The organism is Pseudomonas sp. HR96 (assembly GCF_034059295.1).
Classification (GTDB): Bacteria; Pseudomonadota; Gammaproteobacteria; order Pseudomonadales; family Pseudomonadaceae; genus Aquipseudomonas.
Map to the genome: position 1 here is coordinate 3987420 of NZ_CP139141.1, position 19014 is coordinate 4006433.

At 63.5% G+C, this 19014-nt stretch carries 14 protein-coding genes; 4 read left to right on the forward strand and 10 right to left on the reverse strand.

The window, feature by feature from the left end; all coding sequences use genetic code 11:
* Positions 1 to 68: 68 nt before the first annotated feature.
* Complete coding sequence (locus SFA35_RS17830) at positions 69 to 1517, reverse strand: glyceraldehyde-3-phosphate dehydrogenase (RefSeq protein ID WP_320571853.1); 1449 nt, start codon at positions 1515 to 1517, stop codon at positions 69 to 71.
* A 213-nt stretch (positions 1518 to 1730) separates the two neighbouring features.
* On the opposite strand from SFA35_RS17830, the gene mfd reads away from it, so the two are divergent.
* Both mfd and SFA35_RS17840 read left to right on the forward strand, forming a co-directional pair.
* Positions 1731 to 5183, forward strand: coding sequence for a transcription-repair coupling factor (gene mfd / locus SFA35_RS17835; RefSeq protein ID WP_320571854.1), 3453 nt, complete (start codon positions 1731 to 1733; stop codon positions 5181 to 5183).
* Positions 5184 to 7496 (forward strand): DEAD/DEAH box helicase, encoded by a 2313-nt coding sequence (locus tag SFA35_RS17840; RefSeq protein WP_320571855.1) that lies wholly within the window; start codon positions 5184 to 5186, stop codon positions 7494 to 7496.
* 35 nt (positions 7497 to 7531) lie between these two features.
* Here the strand turns inward: SFA35_RS17840 and nagZ are convergent, their stop codons facing one another.
* Positions 7532 to 8530 (reverse strand): beta-N-acetylhexosaminidase, encoded by a 999-nt coding sequence (nagZ, locus tag SFA35_RS17845; RefSeq protein ID WP_320579097.1) that lies wholly within the window; start codon positions 8528 to 8530, stop codon positions 7532 to 7534.
* A 25-nt stretch (positions 8531 to 8555) separates the two neighbouring features.
* Positions 8556 to 9266 (reverse strand): TetR/AcrR family transcriptional regulator, encoded by a 711-nt coding sequence (locus SFA35_RS17850; protein ID WP_320571856.1) that lies wholly within the window; start codon positions 9264 to 9266, stop codon positions 8556 to 8558.
* A 262-nt stretch (positions 9267 to 9528) separates the two neighbouring features.
* Here SFA35_RS17850 and lexA point away from each other — a divergent pair, with 262 nt between their 5' ends.
* Together lexA and sulA are read left to right on the forward strand one after the other, a co-directional pair.
* The gene (gene lexA / locus SFA35_RS17855; protein WP_320571857.1) at positions 9529 to 10143 is read left to right on the forward strand and encodes a transcriptional repressor LexA; all 615 of its coding nucleotides are present in this window, start codon (positions 9529 to 9531) and stop codon (positions 10141 to 10143) included.
* Between the two features lie 11 nt (positions 10144 to 10154).
* Positions 10155 to 10655, forward strand: coding sequence for an SOS-induced cell division inhibitor SulA (sulA, locus tag SFA35_RS17860; protein ID WP_320571858.1), 501 nt, complete (start codon positions 10155 to 10157; stop codon positions 10653 to 10655).
* Positions 10656 to 10664: 9 nt separating this feature from the next.
* Here sulA and SFA35_RS17865 read toward each other — a convergent pair whose 3' ends face one another.
* From SFA35_RS17865 to SFA35_RS17895, 7 genes are all read right to left on the reverse strand, one after another.
* A complete protein-coding gene (locus SFA35_RS17865) occupies positions 10665 to 10904 on the reverse strand; it encodes a hypothetical protein (RefSeq protein WP_320571859.1) in 240 nt (79 codons plus the stop codon).
* Positions 10905 to 10955: 51 nt separating this feature from the next.
* Complete coding sequence (locus SFA35_RS17870) at positions 10956 to 11480, reverse strand: DUF6586 family protein (RefSeq protein ID WP_320571860.1); 525 nt, start codon at positions 11478 to 11480, stop codon at positions 10956 to 10958.
* A gap of 109 nt (positions 11481 to 11589) precedes the next feature.
* Positions 11590 to 14199 carry a type I DNA topoisomerase gene (topA, locus tag SFA35_RS17875; protein ID WP_320571861.1) on the reverse strand — a complete coding sequence of 870 codons (2610 nt, stop codon included), beginning with the start codon at positions 14197 to 14199 and terminating at the stop codon, positions 11590 to 11592.
* 97 nt (positions 14200 to 14296) lie between these two features.
* Entirely contained in the window at positions 14297 to 14551 is a 255-nt protein-coding gene (locus SFA35_RS17880; protein ID WP_320571862.1) for a DUF1653 domain-containing protein, read from the reverse strand.
* Between the two features lie 77 nt (positions 14552 to 14628).
* Complete coding sequence (gene fadA, locus SFA35_RS17885) at positions 14629 to 15804, reverse strand: acetyl-CoA C-acyltransferase FadA (protein ID WP_320571863.1); 1176 nt, start codon at positions 15802 to 15804, stop codon at positions 14629 to 14631.
* A gap of 30 nt (positions 15805 to 15834) precedes the next feature.
* Positions 15835 to 17982: a fatty acid oxidation complex subunit alpha FadB gene (gene fadB, locus SFA35_RS17890; protein WP_320571864.1), complete on the reverse strand. Its 2148-nt coding sequence runs from the start codon at positions 17980 to 17982 to the stop codon at positions 15835 to 15837.
* Between the two features lie 572 nt (positions 17983 to 18554).
* A complete protein-coding gene (locus SFA35_RS17895; RefSeq protein WP_320571865.1) occupies positions 18555 to 18992 on the reverse strand; it encodes a hypothetical protein in 438 nt (145 codons plus the stop codon).
* Between the last annotated feature and the right edge of the window lie 22 nt (positions 18993 to 19014).

Sequence of the window (19014 nt, forward strand, 5' to 3'; positions counted from 1 at the left end):
CTGAATCACAGCACAAAAAAAGGCGGGGGCTTGTAAAAGCCCCCGCCTTTTTTACATCGAGCTAAGGCTTACTTGGGAAACGACGGCGGGTTGACCCCGGCCATGTCTTCCATCACGCGGACCACCTGGCAGCTGTAACCGAACTCGTTGTCGTACCACACGTACAGCACGACACGGTTGTCGTTGCAGATGGTGGCCTCGGCATCGACCACGCCGGCGTAGCGCGAGCCGACGAAGTCGGTCGATACCACTTCCTGCGAAGCGACGAAGTCGATCTGGCGCGAAAGGTCGGAATGCAGCGCCATGTAGCGCAGGTATTCGTTCATCTCTTCGCGGCTGCTGGCCTTCTCGAGGTTCAGGTTGAGGATGGCCATGGAGACGTTCGGCGTTGGCACCCGGATGGCGTTGCCGGTCAGCTTGCCGGCCAGTTCCGGCAACGCCTTGGCGGCAGCGGTAGCCGCGCCGGTTTCGGTGATGACCATGTTCAGCGCGGCCGAACGGCCACGGCGATCGCCCTTGTGGAAGTTGTCGATCAGGTTCTGGTCGTTGGTGTACGAGTGCACGGTTTCGACGTGACCGTTGACGATGCCGAACTTGTCGTTCACGGCCTTGAGCACCGGCACGATGGCGTTGGTGGTGCAGGACGCGGCCGAGATGATCTTGTCATCGGCGTTGATCTGGTCGTGGTTGATGCCGTGCACGATGTTCTTCAGCTTGCCCTTGCCTGGCGCCGTCAGCACCACGCGGGCCACGCCCGGGCACTGCAGGTGCTGGCCCAGGCCCTCGGCATCGCGCCACACACCGGTGTTGTCGACCAGCAGGGCATTCTGGATGCCGTACTGGGTGTAATCGACTTCGGTAGGGTTCTTGGCGTAGATGACCTGGATCAGGTTGCCGTTGACCGTCAGGGTGTTGGCTTCTTCATCGACATGGATGATGCCGTCGAACGAGCCGTGCACCGAGTCGCGACGCAACAGGCTGGCGCGCTTGGCCAGGTCGTTGGTCGCGCCCTTGCGCACGACGATCGCGCGCAGGCGCAGGCCGTCGCCGCCACCGGCCTTCTCGATGAGGATGCGCGCCAGCAAGCGGCCGATGCGGCCGAAACCGTAGAGGACCACATCGGTACCCTTGCGGGCACTGTGGTCGTGCTGGCCAACCACGTCGGCCAGCTCTTCACGGACGAACTCTTCGGCGCTGCGCCCGGCACCGCTTTCCTTGAACTTGACCGCCAGCTTGCCCATGTCCACGGAAGCCGCGCCGAGCTTGAGCTCGCTCATGGCCTTGAGCAGTGGATAGGTCTCGTGAACCGACAACTCGCTTTCGTCAGCCTGCCGATGGCGGGCGAAACGGTGCGCCTTGAGGATCTCGATGACCGAACGGTTGATCAAGCTGCGGCCGTAGATGGAGGTCACGACGTTGTTGTTGCGATAAAGCTGACCAATAAGCGGGATCATCGCCTCGGCAAGCGCTTCACGATCAATCCATTCACCAAGACACTGTTCGGGCTTCTGATTCACGGGGGGACCTTCCACATGTAGGAGCTGAAAAAAGGGGCTACATTATGACTTCAACCGCTTCCAGGGAGCAACGTGCGCCTGTCGTCACGGCGTAATTGACCCGCCATTCAAAGTTCAGTTTCGTTTTGCCTCGCAAGAACCTCGCGGTGCCCGGTACAATCTGCCGCTTAAGTCGCAACCCTCTATGTTGCTGCCAAAGGAGCTCAACCTCCCGTGCCCGTTCTGCGTCTACCGCTTCTTCCTGCCAGTGCAGGCAAACAATCCTGGGGCAACCTGCCCGGCGCGGCGCTCAGCCTGGCCATCAGCGAGGCCGCCAGCGCTGCGAAACGCTTCACGCTGCTGCTCACCGCCGACAGCCAGAGCGCCGATCGCCTTGAACAGGAGCTGCGTTTCTTCGCGCCCGAGCTGCCCGTGCTGCATTTTCCCGACTGGGAGACCCTGCCGTACGACCTGTTCTCGCCTCACCAGGACATCATTTCCCAGCGCATCGCCGCGCTGTACCGCCTGCCGGAGCTGGTCCACGGCATTTTGGTAGTGCCTATCACCACAGCCCTACATCGCCTGGCGCCGACCAGTTTTCTGCTGGGCAGCAGCCTGGTGCTGGACGTAGGCCAGCGCCTGGATGTCGAGCAGATGCGCACGCGCCTGGAGGCCAGCGGCTACCGCTACGTCGATACGGTCTACGAGCACGGCGAATTCACCGTGCGCGGCGCCTTGATCGACCTGTACCCGATGGGCAGCAAGCTGCCCTACCGCATCGACCTGTTCGATGACGAGATCGAGACGCTGCGCACCTTCGACCCGGAGAACCAGCGCTCGATCGACAAGGTCGACTCGGTACGGCTGTTGCCTGCCCGTGAGTTCCCGTTGCAGAAAGAAGCGCTGACCCGCTTCAAGACACGCTTTCGCGAGCGCTTCGACGTCGATTTCCGCCGCAGCACCATCTTCCAGGACCTGAGCAGCGGCATCACCCCGGCCGGAATCGAGTACTACCTGCCGCTGTTCTTCGAAGAGACCTCGACGCTGTTCGACTACCTGCCCCAGGACACTCAGGTGTTTTCCCTGCCGGGCATCGAACAGGCTGCGCAGAACTTCTGGAACGACGTGCGGGCACGCTACGAGGAGCGTCGCGGCGACCTGTCGCGCCCCTTGCTGCCACCGGCCGAGCTGTTCATGCCGGTGGAAGACTGCTTCGCCCGGCTCAAGAGCTGGCCACGGGTGGTCGCCAGCCAGGACGACGTCGGCACCGGCGTGGGTCGCGAACGCTTTGCCGGGCGCCCGCTGCCGGACCTGGCCATCCAGGCCAAGGCCAGCCAGCCGCTGGCCGCGCTGTCGGGTTTTCTCGACGAATTTGCCGGACGCGTGCTGTTCACTGCCGAATCCGCCGGGCGCCGCGAGGTGCTGCTGGAATTGCTCGAACGCCTGAAACTGCGCCCGCGCACCGTCGACAACTGGCAGGAGTTCGCCCGTGGCAGCGACCGCCTGGCGATCACCATCGCGCCGCTGGACGAAGGCCTGGTGCTGGACGACCCGGCCATTGCGCTGATCGCCGAGAGCCCACTGTTCGGCCAGCGCGTGATGCAGCGCCGGCGCCGGGAAAAACGCAGCGACGCCAGCAACGATGCGGTGATCAAGAACCTCACCGAGCTGCGCGAAGGCGCCCCGGTGGTGCATATCGACCATGGCGTGGGCCGCTACCTGGGCCTGGCCACCCTGGAAATCGAAGGCCAGGCCGCCGAATTCCTCACCCTCGAATACGCCGAGAACGCCAAGCTCTATGTGCCGGTGGCCAACCTGCACCTCATCGCCCGCTACACCGGCAGCGATGACGCCCTGGCGCCGCTGCACCGGCTGGGCTCCGAAGCCTGGCAGAAAGCCAAGCGCAAGGCCGCCGAACAGGTCCGCGACGTCGCCGCCGAACTGCTCGACATCTACGCCCGACGCGCGGCGCGCGAGGGCTATGCCTTCGCCGACCCGAGCCTGGACTACGAGACGTTCAGCGCCGGCTTCGCCTTCGAAGAGACCCCGGACCAGCAGACCGCCATCGACGCCGTGCGCAAGGACATGCTCGCGCCCAAGCCGATGGACCGCCTGGTGTGCGGCGACGTCGGCTTCGGCAAGACCGAGGTGGCCATGCGCGCGGCGTTCATCGCGGTGCATGGCGGCCGCCAGGTGGCGATCCTGGTGCCCACCACCCTGCTCGCCCAGCAACACTACAACAGCTTTCGCGACCGCTTCGCCGACTGGCCGGTGCGAGTCGAGGTGATGAGCCGCTTCAAGTCGACCAAGGACATCAACACCGCAGTCCAGGAGCTGGCCGAAGGCAAGATCGACATCGTCATCGGTACCCACAAACTGCTGCAGGACGACGTCAAGATCAAGAACCTGGGCCTGGTCATCATCGACGAGGAGCATCGCTTCGGCGTGCGCCAGAAGGAGCAACTGAAGGCGCTGCGCAGCGAAATCGACATCCTTACCCTGACCGCCACGCCGATACCGCGCACCTTGAACATGGCGGTGGCCGGCATGCGCGACCTGTCGATCATCGCCACGCCTCCGGCGCGGCGCCTGTCGGTGCGCACCTTCGTCATGGAGCAGAACAAGAGCACGGTCAAGGAAGCGCTGCTGCGCGAGCTGCTGCGTGGCGGCCAGGTGTACTACCTGCACAACGACGTCAAAACCATCGAGAAATGCGCCGCAGACCTGGCCGAACTGGTGCCGGAGGCGCGCATCGGCATCGGCCACGGGCAGATGCGCGAACGCGAACTCGAACAGGTGATGAGCGACTTCTACCACAAGCGCTTCAACGTGCTGATCGCCTCGACCATCATCGAGACCGGCATCGACGTGCCCAGCGCCAACACCATCATCATCGAGCGCGCCGACAAGTTCGGCCTGGCGCAGTTGCACCAGCTGCGCGGCCGGGTCGGACGCAGCCACCACCAGGCCTATGCCTACCTGCTCACGCCGCCGCGCAAGCAGATCACCGGTGACGCGGAGAAACGCCTGGAGGCGATCGCCGCCACCCAGGACCTTGGTGCCGGCTTCGTGCTGGCCACCAACGACCTGGAAATCCGCGGCGCCGGCGAGCTGCTCGGCGAAGGCCAGAGCGGGCAGATCCAGGCGGTCGGCTTTACCCTGTATATGGAAATGCTCGAACGCGCGGTCAAGTCGATCCGCAAGGGCGAGCAGCCCAACCTCGACCAGCCGCTGGGCGGTGGTCCGGAGATCAACCTGCGGTTGCCGGCACTGATCCCCGAGGACTACCTGCCCGACGTGCATGCGCGGCTGATTCTCTACAAGCGCATCGCCTCGGCAGTGGACGAAGACGGCCTCAAGGACCTGCAAGTGGAGATGATCGACCGCTTCGGCCTGCTCCCCGAGCCGACCAAGAACCTGGTGCGCATCACGCTGCTCAAGCTGCAGGCGGAAAAACTCGGCATCAGCAAGGTCGACGGCGGCCCGCAGGGCGGCCGCATCGAGTTCACCAGCGATACGCCGGTGGACCCGTTGACGCTGATCAAGTTGATCCAGAGCCAACCCAAGCGCTACAAGTTCGAAGGAGCGACGTTGTTCAAATTCATGGTGCCGATGGAACGCGCCGACGAGCGTTTCAACACGATCGAGGCACTGTTCGAGCGTCTCACTCCCAAAGCCGGCGCGTAGATGCCAGAGCGTTCGATCGACGACCCGCTGCCCCGACCACGCCTGTGGCTGGGCAGCGTCGAATTCAGTGCCTTCGAGCCGCGCAACGGGCGCATGCAACGGCATATGCAGCACCGCGCGGCGTTGGCCTTTGGCTATGGCGGGGCCTACGTGTCGAGCGCCCGCAGCGCGGTCTACGCGCAGCATCATGACGATGCTGGCCTGCGCATCCAGCGCCAGCCGGCGGCGGAAAAAGCCCTGCGCGACACCTTGCAGAATCTTGGCTTCAAGGTCGCCACGCGGCAGAGCAAGGCCCTGCCGGAAAGCGCCGGCGACATCTTCGAGCTGCCCAGCGAGGGCGCCTGGCTGCGCTTCATTCTCAATGACCTGCCCGGCCTGCGCGACCAGGGCTGGGAGATCGAGTACTCCGAGGAGTTCGCCTTCGACCTCACGCCGGTGGACGACTGGTACGCGGTGGTCGACGAATCGCCGAGCCGTGACTGGTTCGACCTGGAGCTGGGTATCGTGGTCAACGGCGAACGCCTGAGCCTTCTGCCGATCCTGCTCAATCTGCTGCGCAGTCATCCCGAGCTGCTCAACCCGGCGCAACTGGCCAAGCGCCGTGACGACGAGCAGATCCTCGTGCCGATTCTCGGCGCGCCCAACGGCAGCCGTCCACGGCCGGTTCAGGTCGCCCTGCCCTATGGCCGCCTCAAGCCGGTGCTGGCGACCCTGGGCGACTTCTACCTGCGCGAGGAGCCGAGCGAGACCCGCCTGCGCCTGCCAACCCCGGACGCCAGCCGCCTGCACGACCTGCAGCAGCTGTCACTGAGCTGGGAAGGCGGCGAGCGCCTGCGCCATCTCGCTGAACGCCTGCGCGGCATCCGCAGCAGTGCGGCGCAGCCCCCGGCCGGGTTGCAGGCGACCTTGCGCGGCTATCAGCTCGAAGGCCTGAGCTGGATGCAGGCCCTCAGAGAACTCGAGGTCGGCGGTATTCTGGCCGACGACATGGGCTTGGGCAAAACCTTGCAGACGCTGGCCCACGTGCTCAGCGAAAAAGAAGCCGGGCGCCTCGACCGGCCGGCCATGGTGGTCATGCCCACCAGCCTGATTCCCAACTGGCAGGACGAGGCGGCACGCTTCGCACCGTCGCTGCGCGTGCTGTCATTGCACGGTGCCGGGCGCAAACGCTGGTTCGATCGCCTCGGCGACTACGACTTGCTGCTGACCACCTACGCCCTGCTGCCCAAGGACCTGGACGTGCTCGCCCGGCAGCCGCTGCACCTGCTGATCCTCGACGAAGCGCAGTACATCAAGACCCCAGGCAGCAAGGCAGCCCAGGCAGCGCGGCAGCTGCAGGCGCGGCAACGCCTGTGCCTGAGCGGCACGCCACTGGAAAATCACCTGGGCGAGCTGTGGTCGCTGTTTCACTTCCTGCTGCCGGGCTGGCTGGGCGACGCCAAGGCCTTCAGTCAGGCCTACCGGGTGCCGATCGAGCGCCACGGCAGCGAGATTCGGCTGCAACATCTGAATTCGCGCATCAAGCCGTTCCTGCTGCGCCGTACCAAGGAGCAGGTGGCGACCGAACTGCCGGCCAAGACCGAGATCACCCACTGGGTGGAGCTCAACGACGCCCAGCGCGACGTCTACGAGACCGTGCGCCTGGCGATGGACAAGAAGGTTCGCGCCGAGATCAACCGCAAGGGCATGGCGCGCAGCCAGATCATCATCCTCGAGGCGCTGCTCAAGCTGCGTCAGGTCTGCTGCGATCTGCGCTTGGTCAACGATGTGACGCCGCCGAGCAAAGGCAGCAGTTCGGGCAAGCTCGACAGCCTGATGGAGATGCTCGAGGAGTTGCTCGCCGAGGGCCGGCGCATTCTGCTGTTTTCCCAGTTCACCTCGATGCTGAGCCTGATCGAACAGCAGTTGCAGCTGCGCCAGGTGCCCTACGCCCTGCTCACCGGCGCCACGCGCAATCGCCGCGGGCCGGTCGAGGACTTCCAGCAGGGCAAGCTGCAGATCTTCCTGATCAGCCTCAAGGCCGGCGGCGTGGGCCTGAACCTCACGGCGGCCGACACGGTGATCCACTACGACCCCTGGTGGAACCCGGCCGCCGAGCACCAGGCCACCGACCGCGCCTACCGCATCGGCCAGGAGAAACCGGTGTTCGTCTACAAGCTGATCACCCGCGGTACCGTCGAAGAAAAGATCCAGCACCTGCAGCACGAGAAATCGGCGCTGGCCTCAGGCGTGCTGGACGGCCGCCAGCCGGGCGACTGGAAGCTGATGCCGGATGACATCGAGGCGTTGCTCGAGCCGCTGCCCAAAGGTTAGGCAAGGCTGATGCGGGCTCGGCCCACCTCTCACGCTCAGTCGACCAACCCGGCCCCGCGCAACGCCCCCAATGCCTGCAGCCAGCGCGGATCCTGCTTGTAATCCTCGCCCGCCACCACGCGCCCGCGCATTTTGGCGATACGCGGCGATGGCTTGACCTTCAGCCGCTGGGCTGCGGTCAGCGCCAGCTCGGCGGCTGCCCGGTCATTGCACACCAGGCCCATGTCGCAGCCTGCGGTCAGCGCTGCCTCGATGCGGCTGGCGGCATCGCCTACCACGTGGGCGCCGGCCATGGACAGGTCGTCGCTGAAGATCACGCCGTCGAACCCCAGCTCGCCGCGCAGAATCTCCTGCAGCCACTTGCGCGAGAAACCCGCCGGCTGCGCGTCCACTTCGGGGTAGATGACATGGGCCGGCATCACCGCTGCCAACTGGCCGCTCAAGCGCGCGAAGGGCACCAGGTCCAGCGCACGAATCTGTTCCAGGCTGCGCTCGTCCACCGGGATGGCCACGTGGGAATCGGCCTCGGCCCAGCCATGCCCCGGGAAATGCTTGCCACAGGCCGCCATGCCGGCCGCGTTCATGCCCTTGATGAACGCCCCGGCCAGGGCAGTGGCACGCAGCGGATCGCCCTCGAAGGCCCGCGTGCCTACTACCGCGCTGCGCTGATGGTCGAGATCCAGCACCGGGGCGAAGCTCAGGTCCAGGCCAACCGCCAGCACCTCGGTCGCCATCAGCCACCCGCACTGTTCGGCCAGCGACTCGGCGTTGGCGCAAGCGGCCAGCGAACGCATCGCCGGCAGGCGCACGAAGCCTTGGCGCAGCCGTTGTACGCGGCCGCCCTCCTGGTCGACGGCGAGGATCAAATCAGGTCGGATCGCGCGGATGGCGGCAGTCAGCTCGCGCACCTGGCGCGGGGACTCGATGTTGCGGGCAAAGACGATCAGGCCGGCCACTTCGGGCTGGCGCAATAGCTGGCGGTCTTCGGCGGTCAGCCAGGTTCCGGCCACGTCCACCATAAGGGAGCCTTGCAAAATGGAACTCATGTCAAATCTATCCTTAGGCCTTGGCAGCCGCCGGCACAGTGGATTTACTGCGCGGACGCAACTGCGCCGAGGCCATGAGCGGGTCGGTCACCCCGGAATCGGCACGCATGCCGGCGGCGAGGAAAGGCACCATCAGGCGCATCACTTGTTCGATGGAAGTATTCACGCCGAAATCGGTCTCGGCAATGGCGCGCAATGCCTTGATACCCGACATGCTGAAGGCCGCTGCGCCGAGCATGAAATGCACGCGCCAGAACAGTTCCAGAGGGGGAATGCGCGGCGCGGCCTCGTTCACCAGCAACATGTAGCGACGGAAAACCTTGCCGTACATGTCTTCCAGGTAGCGCCGCAGGTGGCCTTGGCTCTGGCTGAACGCCAGGCCCAACAGACGCATGAAGATGGACAGGTCATTGCCGCTGCGCGGTTGCACCACCATGGCCTGTTCGACGAGGATTTCCAGCAGCTCCTCCAGGCTGGCCTTGTGCTCGGGCCTGGCGCTGCGCCGCTCCAGCTCGCGGTCCAGGCTGATGCAGAAGGGCCCGAGGAAACGCGAGAACACCGCCTGGATCAGCGCCTTCTTGGAACCGAAATGGTAATTGACGGCCGCCAGGTTGACGCCCGCCTTGCTGGTAATGAGGCGCAAGGACGTTTCCGCGAAGCCTTTCTCCGCGAACAGCTGTTCGGCGGCATCGAGGATGCGTTCAACGGTTTCCGACTGGGCCATGGCAACTCCGCCTGACAAACACTTGTTTGAAACATACGTTTCAAAGCATTACATTGTCAAGCCTCGCAAGGCGAGAAGTGGCCGGCGGGTCACGCATTTAACCACATCTCCTGCGACACCTGGCCATCTCATGGCGAGCCCCGCAGCCTGCGCAGCACCCCGCCGGCACGAGAAGAATGCCGATTGAGGCAAACCCGGCATTGCCAAGCGCAACGCACTGTATATAATCCCAGTCACTGTATAAAAAGACAGAGCGCCCACCATGCTTAAACTGACGCCACGCCAAGCCGAGATCCTCGCTTTCATCAAGCGCTGCCTCGAAGACAACGGTTTTCCGCCCACCCGCGCGGAAATCGCCCAGAAGCTGGGGTTCAAATCGCCGAACGCCGCCGAGGAACACCTCAAGGCCCTGGCACGCAAGGGCGCCATCGAGATGACGCCTGGTGCCTCGCGCGGTATCCGCATCCCCGGTTTTGACCCCAAGGCGGTCGCCGAGGACAACGGCCTGCCGGTCATTGGCCGGGTGGCTGCGGGCGCCCCCATCCTCGCCGAGCAGCACATCGAGGAATCGTGCAACATCAACCCCGCCTTCTTTCATCCTCGCGCGGACTACCTGCTCAAGGTGCACGGCATGAGCATGAAGGATGTCGGCATCATGGACGGCGACCTGCTGGCCGTTCACACCACTCGCGAAGCACGCAACGGCCAGATCGTGGTTGCGCGCATCGGCGACGAAGTCACGGTCAAGCGCTTCAAGCGCGACGGCAGCAAGGTGTGGCTGCTGGCCGAAAATCCCGAGTTCGCACCCATCGAAGTCAATCTCAAGGACCAGGAACTGGTCATCGAAGGCTTGAGTGTCGGCGTCATCCGTCGGTAAGGAGAGGCAGCATGCATTTTCCCGCGTACCCACAGTCCCAGCAAAACGGCCAACTGTCGCTGTTCGAAGCGTTCATGGTGCAGCCAGCGCAACCGTTCCAGGTCAAGGATTCGCCAGCGCCCTGGGGCGTTGATGAAGAGCGGGAAAGCCAGCCGGCCTATTTCAGCGAGATGTCACTGCGCGGGGCTGCAGGCAACTGCCTGAGCCTGCTGGCGCCGATGCTGCGGGAGTTGAGCGAGGAGCTGGATGCGCGCTGGCTGACCCTGATCGCCCCGCCTGCCAGCCTGACCCAGGCCTGGCTGCGCGACGCCGGGCTGAACCGCGAGCGCATTCTGCTGCTGCGCACCCGCGGTACCCAGAGCGCCTTGCAACTGGCTTGCGAAGCCCTGAAGCTGGGGCGCAGTCATACGGTGGTGAGCTGGGTCAACCCGCTCAACGCCAGCAGCCGCCAGCAACTCACCACGGCAGCTCGGCTGGGCGCGGCGCAGAGCCTGAACATTCGCCTGGGCTGACGGCGAACCTCAGTGCAGAACGCGCGGCCCGTCCTCGGGCTCGGCGTTCAACTCGCCTTCGGCCATCTTGCCAGCCATCTGCACGCCGACGCTGAGCATGGCTTTGGCCACCTCGACATGCTGACCATTCAAGAACACCTTGGCGTCCTCGGAGAAATTCAGGGTCACCAGAGAGCCTTCGTCGTCGGCACGGCGCAGTTCGATGCGGCCGTCAGGCAACTCGACAATCTCAAGAAAAGACGTAGGCATAAGGAAATGAGTCTCCGTGAAAGGCCAGTATTGTAACAGCCACTGAACCGATCAGCACTCACTCAAACCTTCGCGAAAGCGGATGGCCAAGCCTTTGAGGTTTTGCCGCCAGCTTTCCAGCTCCTCGCGGGTCAACTCCGGCTCAGCCACCTGCTCATCGAGGCTGACGACCTGGATGACCGCCACCCGCACATCACCCTTGTCCACCTTGGGTGCCTGTGGCGGTAGAAACAAGGCCGCGTATTCACTCAGCAAACGAGCCAGCCAGGTCTCGCGGCTCTGCGCCAGCTCGACCAGCTCGGCCAGTTCGGGAATGGCCAGGCCGTGCTGAGCTTGCGCGCTCAGCAACGCCTCGGCACGCGGCGCAGCAGCTTGTGGCAGGCGGTAGTAACCGGCTATTTCATGGCAGAGACCCAGCAGCGCACCATACAGGTGGAACAGCGCCGATTCACGGTCAGCCTGAGCCAGAGCAGAGGTATTGATCGCCTGGCCGCTCTCGGCGCGCCCCAAGGATTGCAGAGCCAGGCCGGCGAAATAGATCTTCTGGTTGGTGCGGGTGTAGAGCTCGTGAGCCATGGAAATCTCCTTGGGTGCTTCAGCTGCTGAGGTGGCAACGCGCTATAGGACCCGGCTCGCTCGGGAATAGCGCGTCGCACGCGTCCCGAGCAGGCGCGGTCCTGCAGTATCAGCGCTTGTCTTCAACCTTCCAGACGCTGCCGTCGAAGAATGCCTTCCAGCCGGTCGGCTTGCCCTCGACCTCGGTCTGCACATATTGCTCCTTGGTCTTGCGGCTGTAACGAATCACCGCCGGACGGCCTTCGGGGTCTTTCTTCGGCGCATCGAACAGGAAGTGGTACTTCGGATCGATTTCGTCTTTGTGCGGAATGATTTCCAGCACCAGCGGCGCACGGGTCTCGCGGTTCTTCGGGAACTGGCTGGCGGCGAGGAACAGGCCGGATGCGCCATCACGCAGCACATAGGTGTCGTTGACCTTCTCGCACTTGAGCTCGGGCATCTTCACCGCGTCCATCTTCGGCGGCGCCGCCTCGCCGCTCTTGAGCAGCTTGCGGGTGTTCTTGCATTCGGCGTTGGTGCAGCCGAAGAACTTGCCGAAACGGCCGGTCTTGAGTTGCATCTCGCTGCCGCACTTGTCGCACTGCAGGCTCGGGCCTTCATAGCCCTTGATGCGGTAGCTGCCCTCTTCGATCTCGTAGCCCGGGCAATCAGGGTTGTTGCCGCAGATGTGCAGCTTGCGCTTTTCATCCAGCAGGTAGGCGTCCATGGCCGTGGCGCAGATCGGGCAACGGTGCTTGCCGCGCAACACGCGGGACTCGGACTCGCCCTCGTCGTCGGCGGCGATCTCGTCGCCCGGAATCAGGTTGATGGTTTCCTTGCAACGCTCCTTGGGCGGCAGGCTGTAGCCTGAGCAACCGAGGAACACCCCCGTGGAGGCCGTGCGGATCATCATGTGACGGCCACACACCGGGCAGGCGATGTCGGTCGGCGTCGGCTGGTTGGCACGCATGCCGCTATCGGGAGCACCTGCAACGTCGAGCTTGGTCTTGAAATCGCCGTAGAACTCGTCCAGCACGTTCTTCCAGTCACGCTCGCCCTGGGCCACGTCGTCGAGGTTCTCTTCCATGCCGGCGGTGAAGCCGTAGTCCATCAGGTTGGCGAAACTCTCGGACAGGCGCTCGGTGACGATGTCGCCCATCTTTTCGGAGTAGAAGCGCCGGTTGTGCAGCGCGACGTAGCCGCGGTCCTGGATGGTGGAGATGATCGCGGCGTAGGTCGACGGGCGACCAATACCGCGTTTTTCCATTTCCTTGACCAGGCTGGCTTCGGAATAGCGTGCCGGCGGCTTGGTGAAATGCTGCGTGGGGTCGAGCTGGATAAGCTTGAGGACTTCGCCTTGGGCCATTTCCGGCAGCACGTCATCGTCGCCCGGCTTGGTCACCTGGGGCAGGACGCGGGTGTAGCCGTCGAACTTGAGGATACGGCCCTTGGCACGCAGCTCGAATTCACCAGCCGCCACGCTGACAGTGGTCGACAGGTATTGCGCAGGCGGCATCTGGCAGGCCAGGAACTGGCGCCAGATCAGCTCATACAGACGCTCGGCGTCGCGTTCCATGCCGGTCAGCTGGCTCGGGTGAGTGTTGACGTCGGACGGACGGATCGCTTCGTGCGCCTCCTGAGCCCCTTCCTTGCTGCCGTACACCATGGGTGCGGCCGGTAGGTACTGCTTGCCGAACTCCTGCTCGATGTAGGCGCGCGCAGCCTCCACGGCGTCGGCCGAGAGGTTGGTGGAGTCGGTACGCATGTAGGTGATGTAGCCGGCTTCGTACAAGCGCTGAGCCATCATCATGGTCTTCTTCACGCCGAAGCCCAGCCGGTTGCTGCCGGCCTGCTGCAGGGTCGAGGTGATGAACGGTGCCGACGGCTTGCTGCTGGTCGGCTTGTCTTCGCGCTTGATGATGCTGTAGCTGGAAGCCTTGAGCTTTTCCAGGGCCGCCATGGCGTGCGCTTCGTTGAGCGGCTTGAACGCCTCGCCTTTTTCGCGCGCCACTTCGAAGCGCACCTTGGCGTTCTTGGCGGTACCGAGGTCGGCGTGAATCTCCCAGTATTCCTCGGGGTTGAAGGCACGAATCTCGCGCTCGCGCTCCACCACCAGCTTCACCGCCACCGATTGCACACGGCCGGCCGAGAGGCCGCGGGCGATTTTCTGCCAGAGCAGCGGGGAGACCATGTAACCCACCACGCGATCGAGGAAGCGTCGCGCCTGCTGGGCGTTGACGCGGTCGATGTCGAGTTCGCCAGGCCGCGAAAACGCCTCCTGGATGGCCTTCTTGGTGATTTCGTTGAACACCACTCGCTTGTAGCGGCTGTCATCGCCACCGATGGCTTCGCGCAGGTGCCAGGCAATGGCTTCCCCCTCGCGGTCCAAGTCGGTTGCGAGATAGATGGTGTCGGCATCCTTGGCCAGGCGGCGCAACTCCTCGATGACCTTTTCCTTGCCGGGCAGGATCTCGTACTTGGCCTTCCAGCCATGCTCGGGGTCCACACCCATGCGCGCCACCAGTTGCTTGGTGGCTTTTTCCTTGGCGGTCAGCACCGGGCCCTCGGCGGCAGTCTTGCTGCGCTTGGCGGCAGGCTCCTTGCTCGCGCTGGCCGAACCGCTGGTGGGCAGGTCTCGGATATGGCCGATACTCGACTTCACCACGTATTGGTTGCCCAGATACTTGTTGATGGTCTTGGCCTTAGCCGGGGATTCCACAATGACCAGCGATTTGCCCATGGATCGGAATATTCCTGAATACTTGAAAAGAAAGGCGGTCGCCTGCTACCTACGAACCGATAGAGGGACCGCTATATATAGTGGCAACGCAGGGAAGTCAAACCGGGTGTGGACCCTGCGCAGGGGAAAACAGGCTGGCTTCGGCCTGAACCAAAGCAAAGCGCGGTACCTGCTCGCCGTCAACCTCGACTGATTCGAGGAACATGTTCAGCGGCCGTACCCACATGCCGTAATCGCCATAGAGCGCCTGGTAGAACACGACCCACTCTTCGGTCTCGGAGTGCTGCGCGACACTGTACACACGATACTCAGGTCCTTTGTAGTGGCGGTAGAGACCGGGCTGTATCTGCATGTTGCGCACCTTCGGAAAATAATCTGCAAAAAATAAAAAACCGGGGCACCAGGCCCCGGCTTCCGTACCGCGAGCGCTTAGACGCGTTCGAATACGGTGGTGATGCCCTGGCCAAGCCCTACACACATGGTGGACACGCCCAAGGTGCCGTTGTTTTGTTTCATCACGTTGAGCAACGTACCGGAAATACGCGCACCGGAGCAACCAAACGGGTGACCCAATGCGATCGCGCCGCCGTGCAGGTTAACCTTCTCATTCATCTTGTCGAGCACTTTCAAATCCTTGAGCACCGGCAGCGCCTGTGCAGCGAAGGCCTCGTTGAGCTCGATGAAATCGATGTCGGCAATGGTCAAACCCGCGCGCTTGAGCGCCTTTTGGGTGGCAGGTACCGGACCGTAACCCATGATCGCCGGGTCCACGCCGGCCACCGCCATAGAGCGGATCACCGCCAGTGGCTGGATGCCGAGATCCTGGGCACGTTGCGCCGACATCACGATCATGCACGAGGCGCCGTCGGTGATCTGCGAGGAAGTGCCCGCCGTCACGGTGCCGCCTTTGGGGTTGAAGGCCGGCTTGAGCGCCGCCAGGCTTTCCAGGGTCGTGTCCGGACGAATGGTCTCGTCGTAGTCGAACACTTTCAGGAAGCCATTCTCGTCGTAGCCCTGCATCGGGATGATCTCGTCCTTGAACTTGCCCTCCACCGTGGCCTTGTGGGCCAGTTGGTGGGAGCGCACGCCGAAGGCGTCCTGGGCTTCACGGGTGATGCCATGCATCTTGCCGAGCATTTCCGCAGTCAGGCCCATCATGCCCGAGGCCTTGGCGGCATACAGCGACATGTGCGGGTTGGGGTCGACACCGTGCATCATGCCAACGTGACCCATGTGCTCCACCCCGCCTACCACGAACACGTCGCCGTTGCCGGTCATGATCGCCTGGGCGGCGGTGTGCAGCGCGCTCATCGACGAACCGCACAGGCGGCTGACGGTCTGCCCGGCCGCAGTGTGCGGGATCTGGGTCATCAGCGAGGCCATGCGGGCGATGTTCCAGCCCTGCTCCAGGGTCTGGTTGACGCAGCCCCAGATCACGTCCTCGACCTCGTTGGGGTCGACCTTGACGTTGCGCTCGAGCAATTTGCTGATCAGGTGCGCCGACATGTCTTCGGCGCGAGTGTTGCGGTGCATGCCGCCCTTGGAACGGCCCATCGGGGTACGACCGAAGTCGACAATCACCACGTCTCTAGGATTCAGGCTCATCTTTCATTCACTCTCGTTCTTGGGGGGCGCTTAACCGAAAAAGCTCTGACCGTTGGCGGCCATTTCACGCAGCTTCGCGGTGGGGTGGTACAGCGGCCCCAGGTCGGCATAGCGGTCGGCCAGGGCGACGAATTCGGCGACACCCAGCGAGTCGATGTAGCGCAGTGCACCGCCGCGGAACGGAGGGAAACCGATGCCGTAGACCAGGCCCATGTCGGCCTCGGCAGCGGTTTCGACGATGCGGTCTTCCAGGCAGCGCACAGTTTCCAGGCACAGCGGGATCATCATCCAGTTGAGGATGTCCTCGTCGCTGACTTCGCGCTGCTCGTAGATCACCGGCTTGAGCACTTCAAGGGCGGTCGGGTCGGAGACTTTCTTCGGCTTGCCGCTCTTGTCGGTCTCGTAGGCATAGAAGCCCTTGCCGTTCTTCTGGCCCAGGCGGTTGGCGTCGTACAGGGCATCGATCGCCGAACGACGGTCGTCCTTCATGCGATCGGGGAAGCCCTCGGCCATCACGTCACGGCCGTGGTGACCGGTGTCGATGCCGACCACGTCCATCAGGTAGGCCGGGCCCATGGGCCAGCCGAACTTTTCCATGACCTTGTCGATGCGCACGAAGTCGACGCCGGCGCTGACCAGCTTGGCGAAGCCGCCGAAATACGGGAACAGCACGCGGTTGACCAGAAAGCCCGGGCAGTCGTTGACCACGATCGGGTTCTTGCCCATCTTCTTGGCGTAGGCCACGGTGGTGGCGACGGCCACTTCGCTGGACTTCTCGCCACGGATCACTTCCACCAGCGGCATCATGTGCACCGGATTGAAGAAGTGCATGCCGACGAAATTTTCCGGACGCTTGAGGGCCTTGGCCAGCAAGCTGATGGAAATGGTCGAGGTGTTGGAGGCGAGGATCGCGTCCTCCTTCACCTGGCTTTCGACTTCGGCCAGGACTGCCTGCTTGACCTTGGGATTCTCGACCACGGCTTCGACGACGATGTCGACGTGGCCGAAATCGCCATACGAAAGGGTTGGACGAATGGCGTTGAGCGCCTCGGCCATCTTCGCCGGGGTCAGGCGACCCTTCTCGACGCGCTTGCCCAGGAGCTTGGAAGCCTCGGCCAGGCCCTGCTCGATGCCCTTCTCGTTGATGTCCTTCATCAGGATCGGCGTGCCCTTGACCGCCGACTGATAGGCGATGCCGCCACCCATGATGCCGGCGCCGAGCACGGCGGCCTGCTTCACGTCACGGGCGACTTCGTCATAGGCCTTGGCCTTGCGCTTGAGCTCCTGGTCGTTGAGGAACAGGCCGATCAGGCTTTGCGCAGCGGAGGTCTTGGCCATCTTGACGAAGCCGGCGGCCTCGACTTCCAGGGCCTTGTCACGGCCGAAATTGGCGGCCTTCTGAATGGTCTTGATGGCCTCTACCGGTGCCGGGTAGTTCGGGCCGGCCTGGCCGGCGACGAAGCCCTTGGCAGTCTCGAACGCCATCATCTGCTCGATGGCATTGAGCTTGAGCTTGTCGAGCTTGGGCTGGCGCTTGGCCTTGTGGTCGAACTCGCCACTGATGGCGCGCTTGGCCAGGTCCAGGGCCGCCGCCTGGAGCTTGTCCGGGGTGACCACTGCGTCGACGGCGCCCACCTTGAGGGCGTCATCGGCAGAGTTTTCCTTGCCCGAAGCGATCCACTCGATGGCGTTGTCGGCGCCGATGATACGCGGCAGGCGCACGGTACCGCCGAAGCCTGGGTAGATGCCCAGCTTGACTTCCGGCAGGCCGACCTTGGCGCTGGTGGCCATCACTCGATAGTCGGCGGCCAGGCACATTTCCAGGCCGCCGCCCAGGGCGATGCCGTTGATGGCGGCCACAGTCGGCACCGCGAGGTCTTCGAAATCGCTGAAGATCCGGTTGGCTTCGAGGTTGCCGGCGATCAACTCGGCTTCGGGCAACTTGAAGTTGTCGACGAATTCGGTGATGTCCGCGCCGACGATGAACACGTCCTTGCCACTGCTGACGATCACGGCCTTGACCGAGGCGTCGGCCTTGATGGTGTCGATGGCCTGGCGCAGTTCGCTCAGTGTCAGGCGGTTGAACTTGTTGACGGACTCACCCTTGAGGTCGAACTTCAGCTCGACGATGCCGCTTTCAAGAGCCTTAACCGTGATGGCTTTACCTTCGTAAATCATCAACTGATCTCCACGATATGGAACCGGAATTCTTGTAGGAGCGCCTGGGGATGCCAAACGCTCAATTCATACGCCCGTTTGATTTGGCTGCGCACACCATCACGGAAAATTCCGTGCTTGTCAATTGCACCGAACAAGGACAAAAAATGACCCGGCGGTCACAGTTTTCTCGCCCCGCTCTGCACGACTTCATGACGGCTTTACGGTACTCCCGCAGCGCGAGCGGCGATAGGTTGCGCGGCGCTGATGACAGGCAGATGGCCGGCGTGAATGCGCCAGGATAAATAGCAGGCGGCTGGCAACATGAAAGTTTTGCCAACTGCACAATGCCCGGGATTTTTGCGAAAGTCGCGCGTATGATCGAACCGCGTCTACACTGCCGGTCACACCGGATCGCACTGTAGCCCACCTGATTACCGGCCTGCCTGGCCACCCCCAGCCCGACGCTTGCTATCGGGCTTTTTAATGGGCGCGATCTGGCCTGTTCGTAGTGGCAGGTTGCCGATAGGCCGTCAGGTCGGATTGCCCTTGCCGAGCATCAAGGAAGGTGGGGGGCGCCTAATCCCAGCCGTTCAGGCCAATGCCTTGAGCAGCGCATCGATGGCCTGCAGATCCTTTATTTCACCCTTCTCGCCCCAATAAAGGGTCATCATCTGCTCACCGGCCTCGACCTTGTAGACGTTGGCGGGCAATGTCGCCAGCAAGGGCTGCAGGCGCGCATCCTCACAAGGCTCACGCCATTGATTGAGCCAGGTCCCCGGGGTGGTCTGCCAGTAGCTCCAGCGGTCGGCAGCGCCTGCGCGACGCGGGCGGTGGTATTCGGCGCAAGGGCTGGGTGGCTCGCTGGGCAGCCAGTGCGGCCACTGCTGAGGCGCCAGCTGCATGGCCAGGCCCATGCGCCTGGCCTGCAGGCGCAGGTCCATCTTGCCGCTCTGGTTGCGCGAAGGCATCAACCAGGCCAGCGGACTCAAAACCAGCGCAAGGATTGACACCACGATCCAGACCGTCATATTCAGTACGCCTGCAATTTCC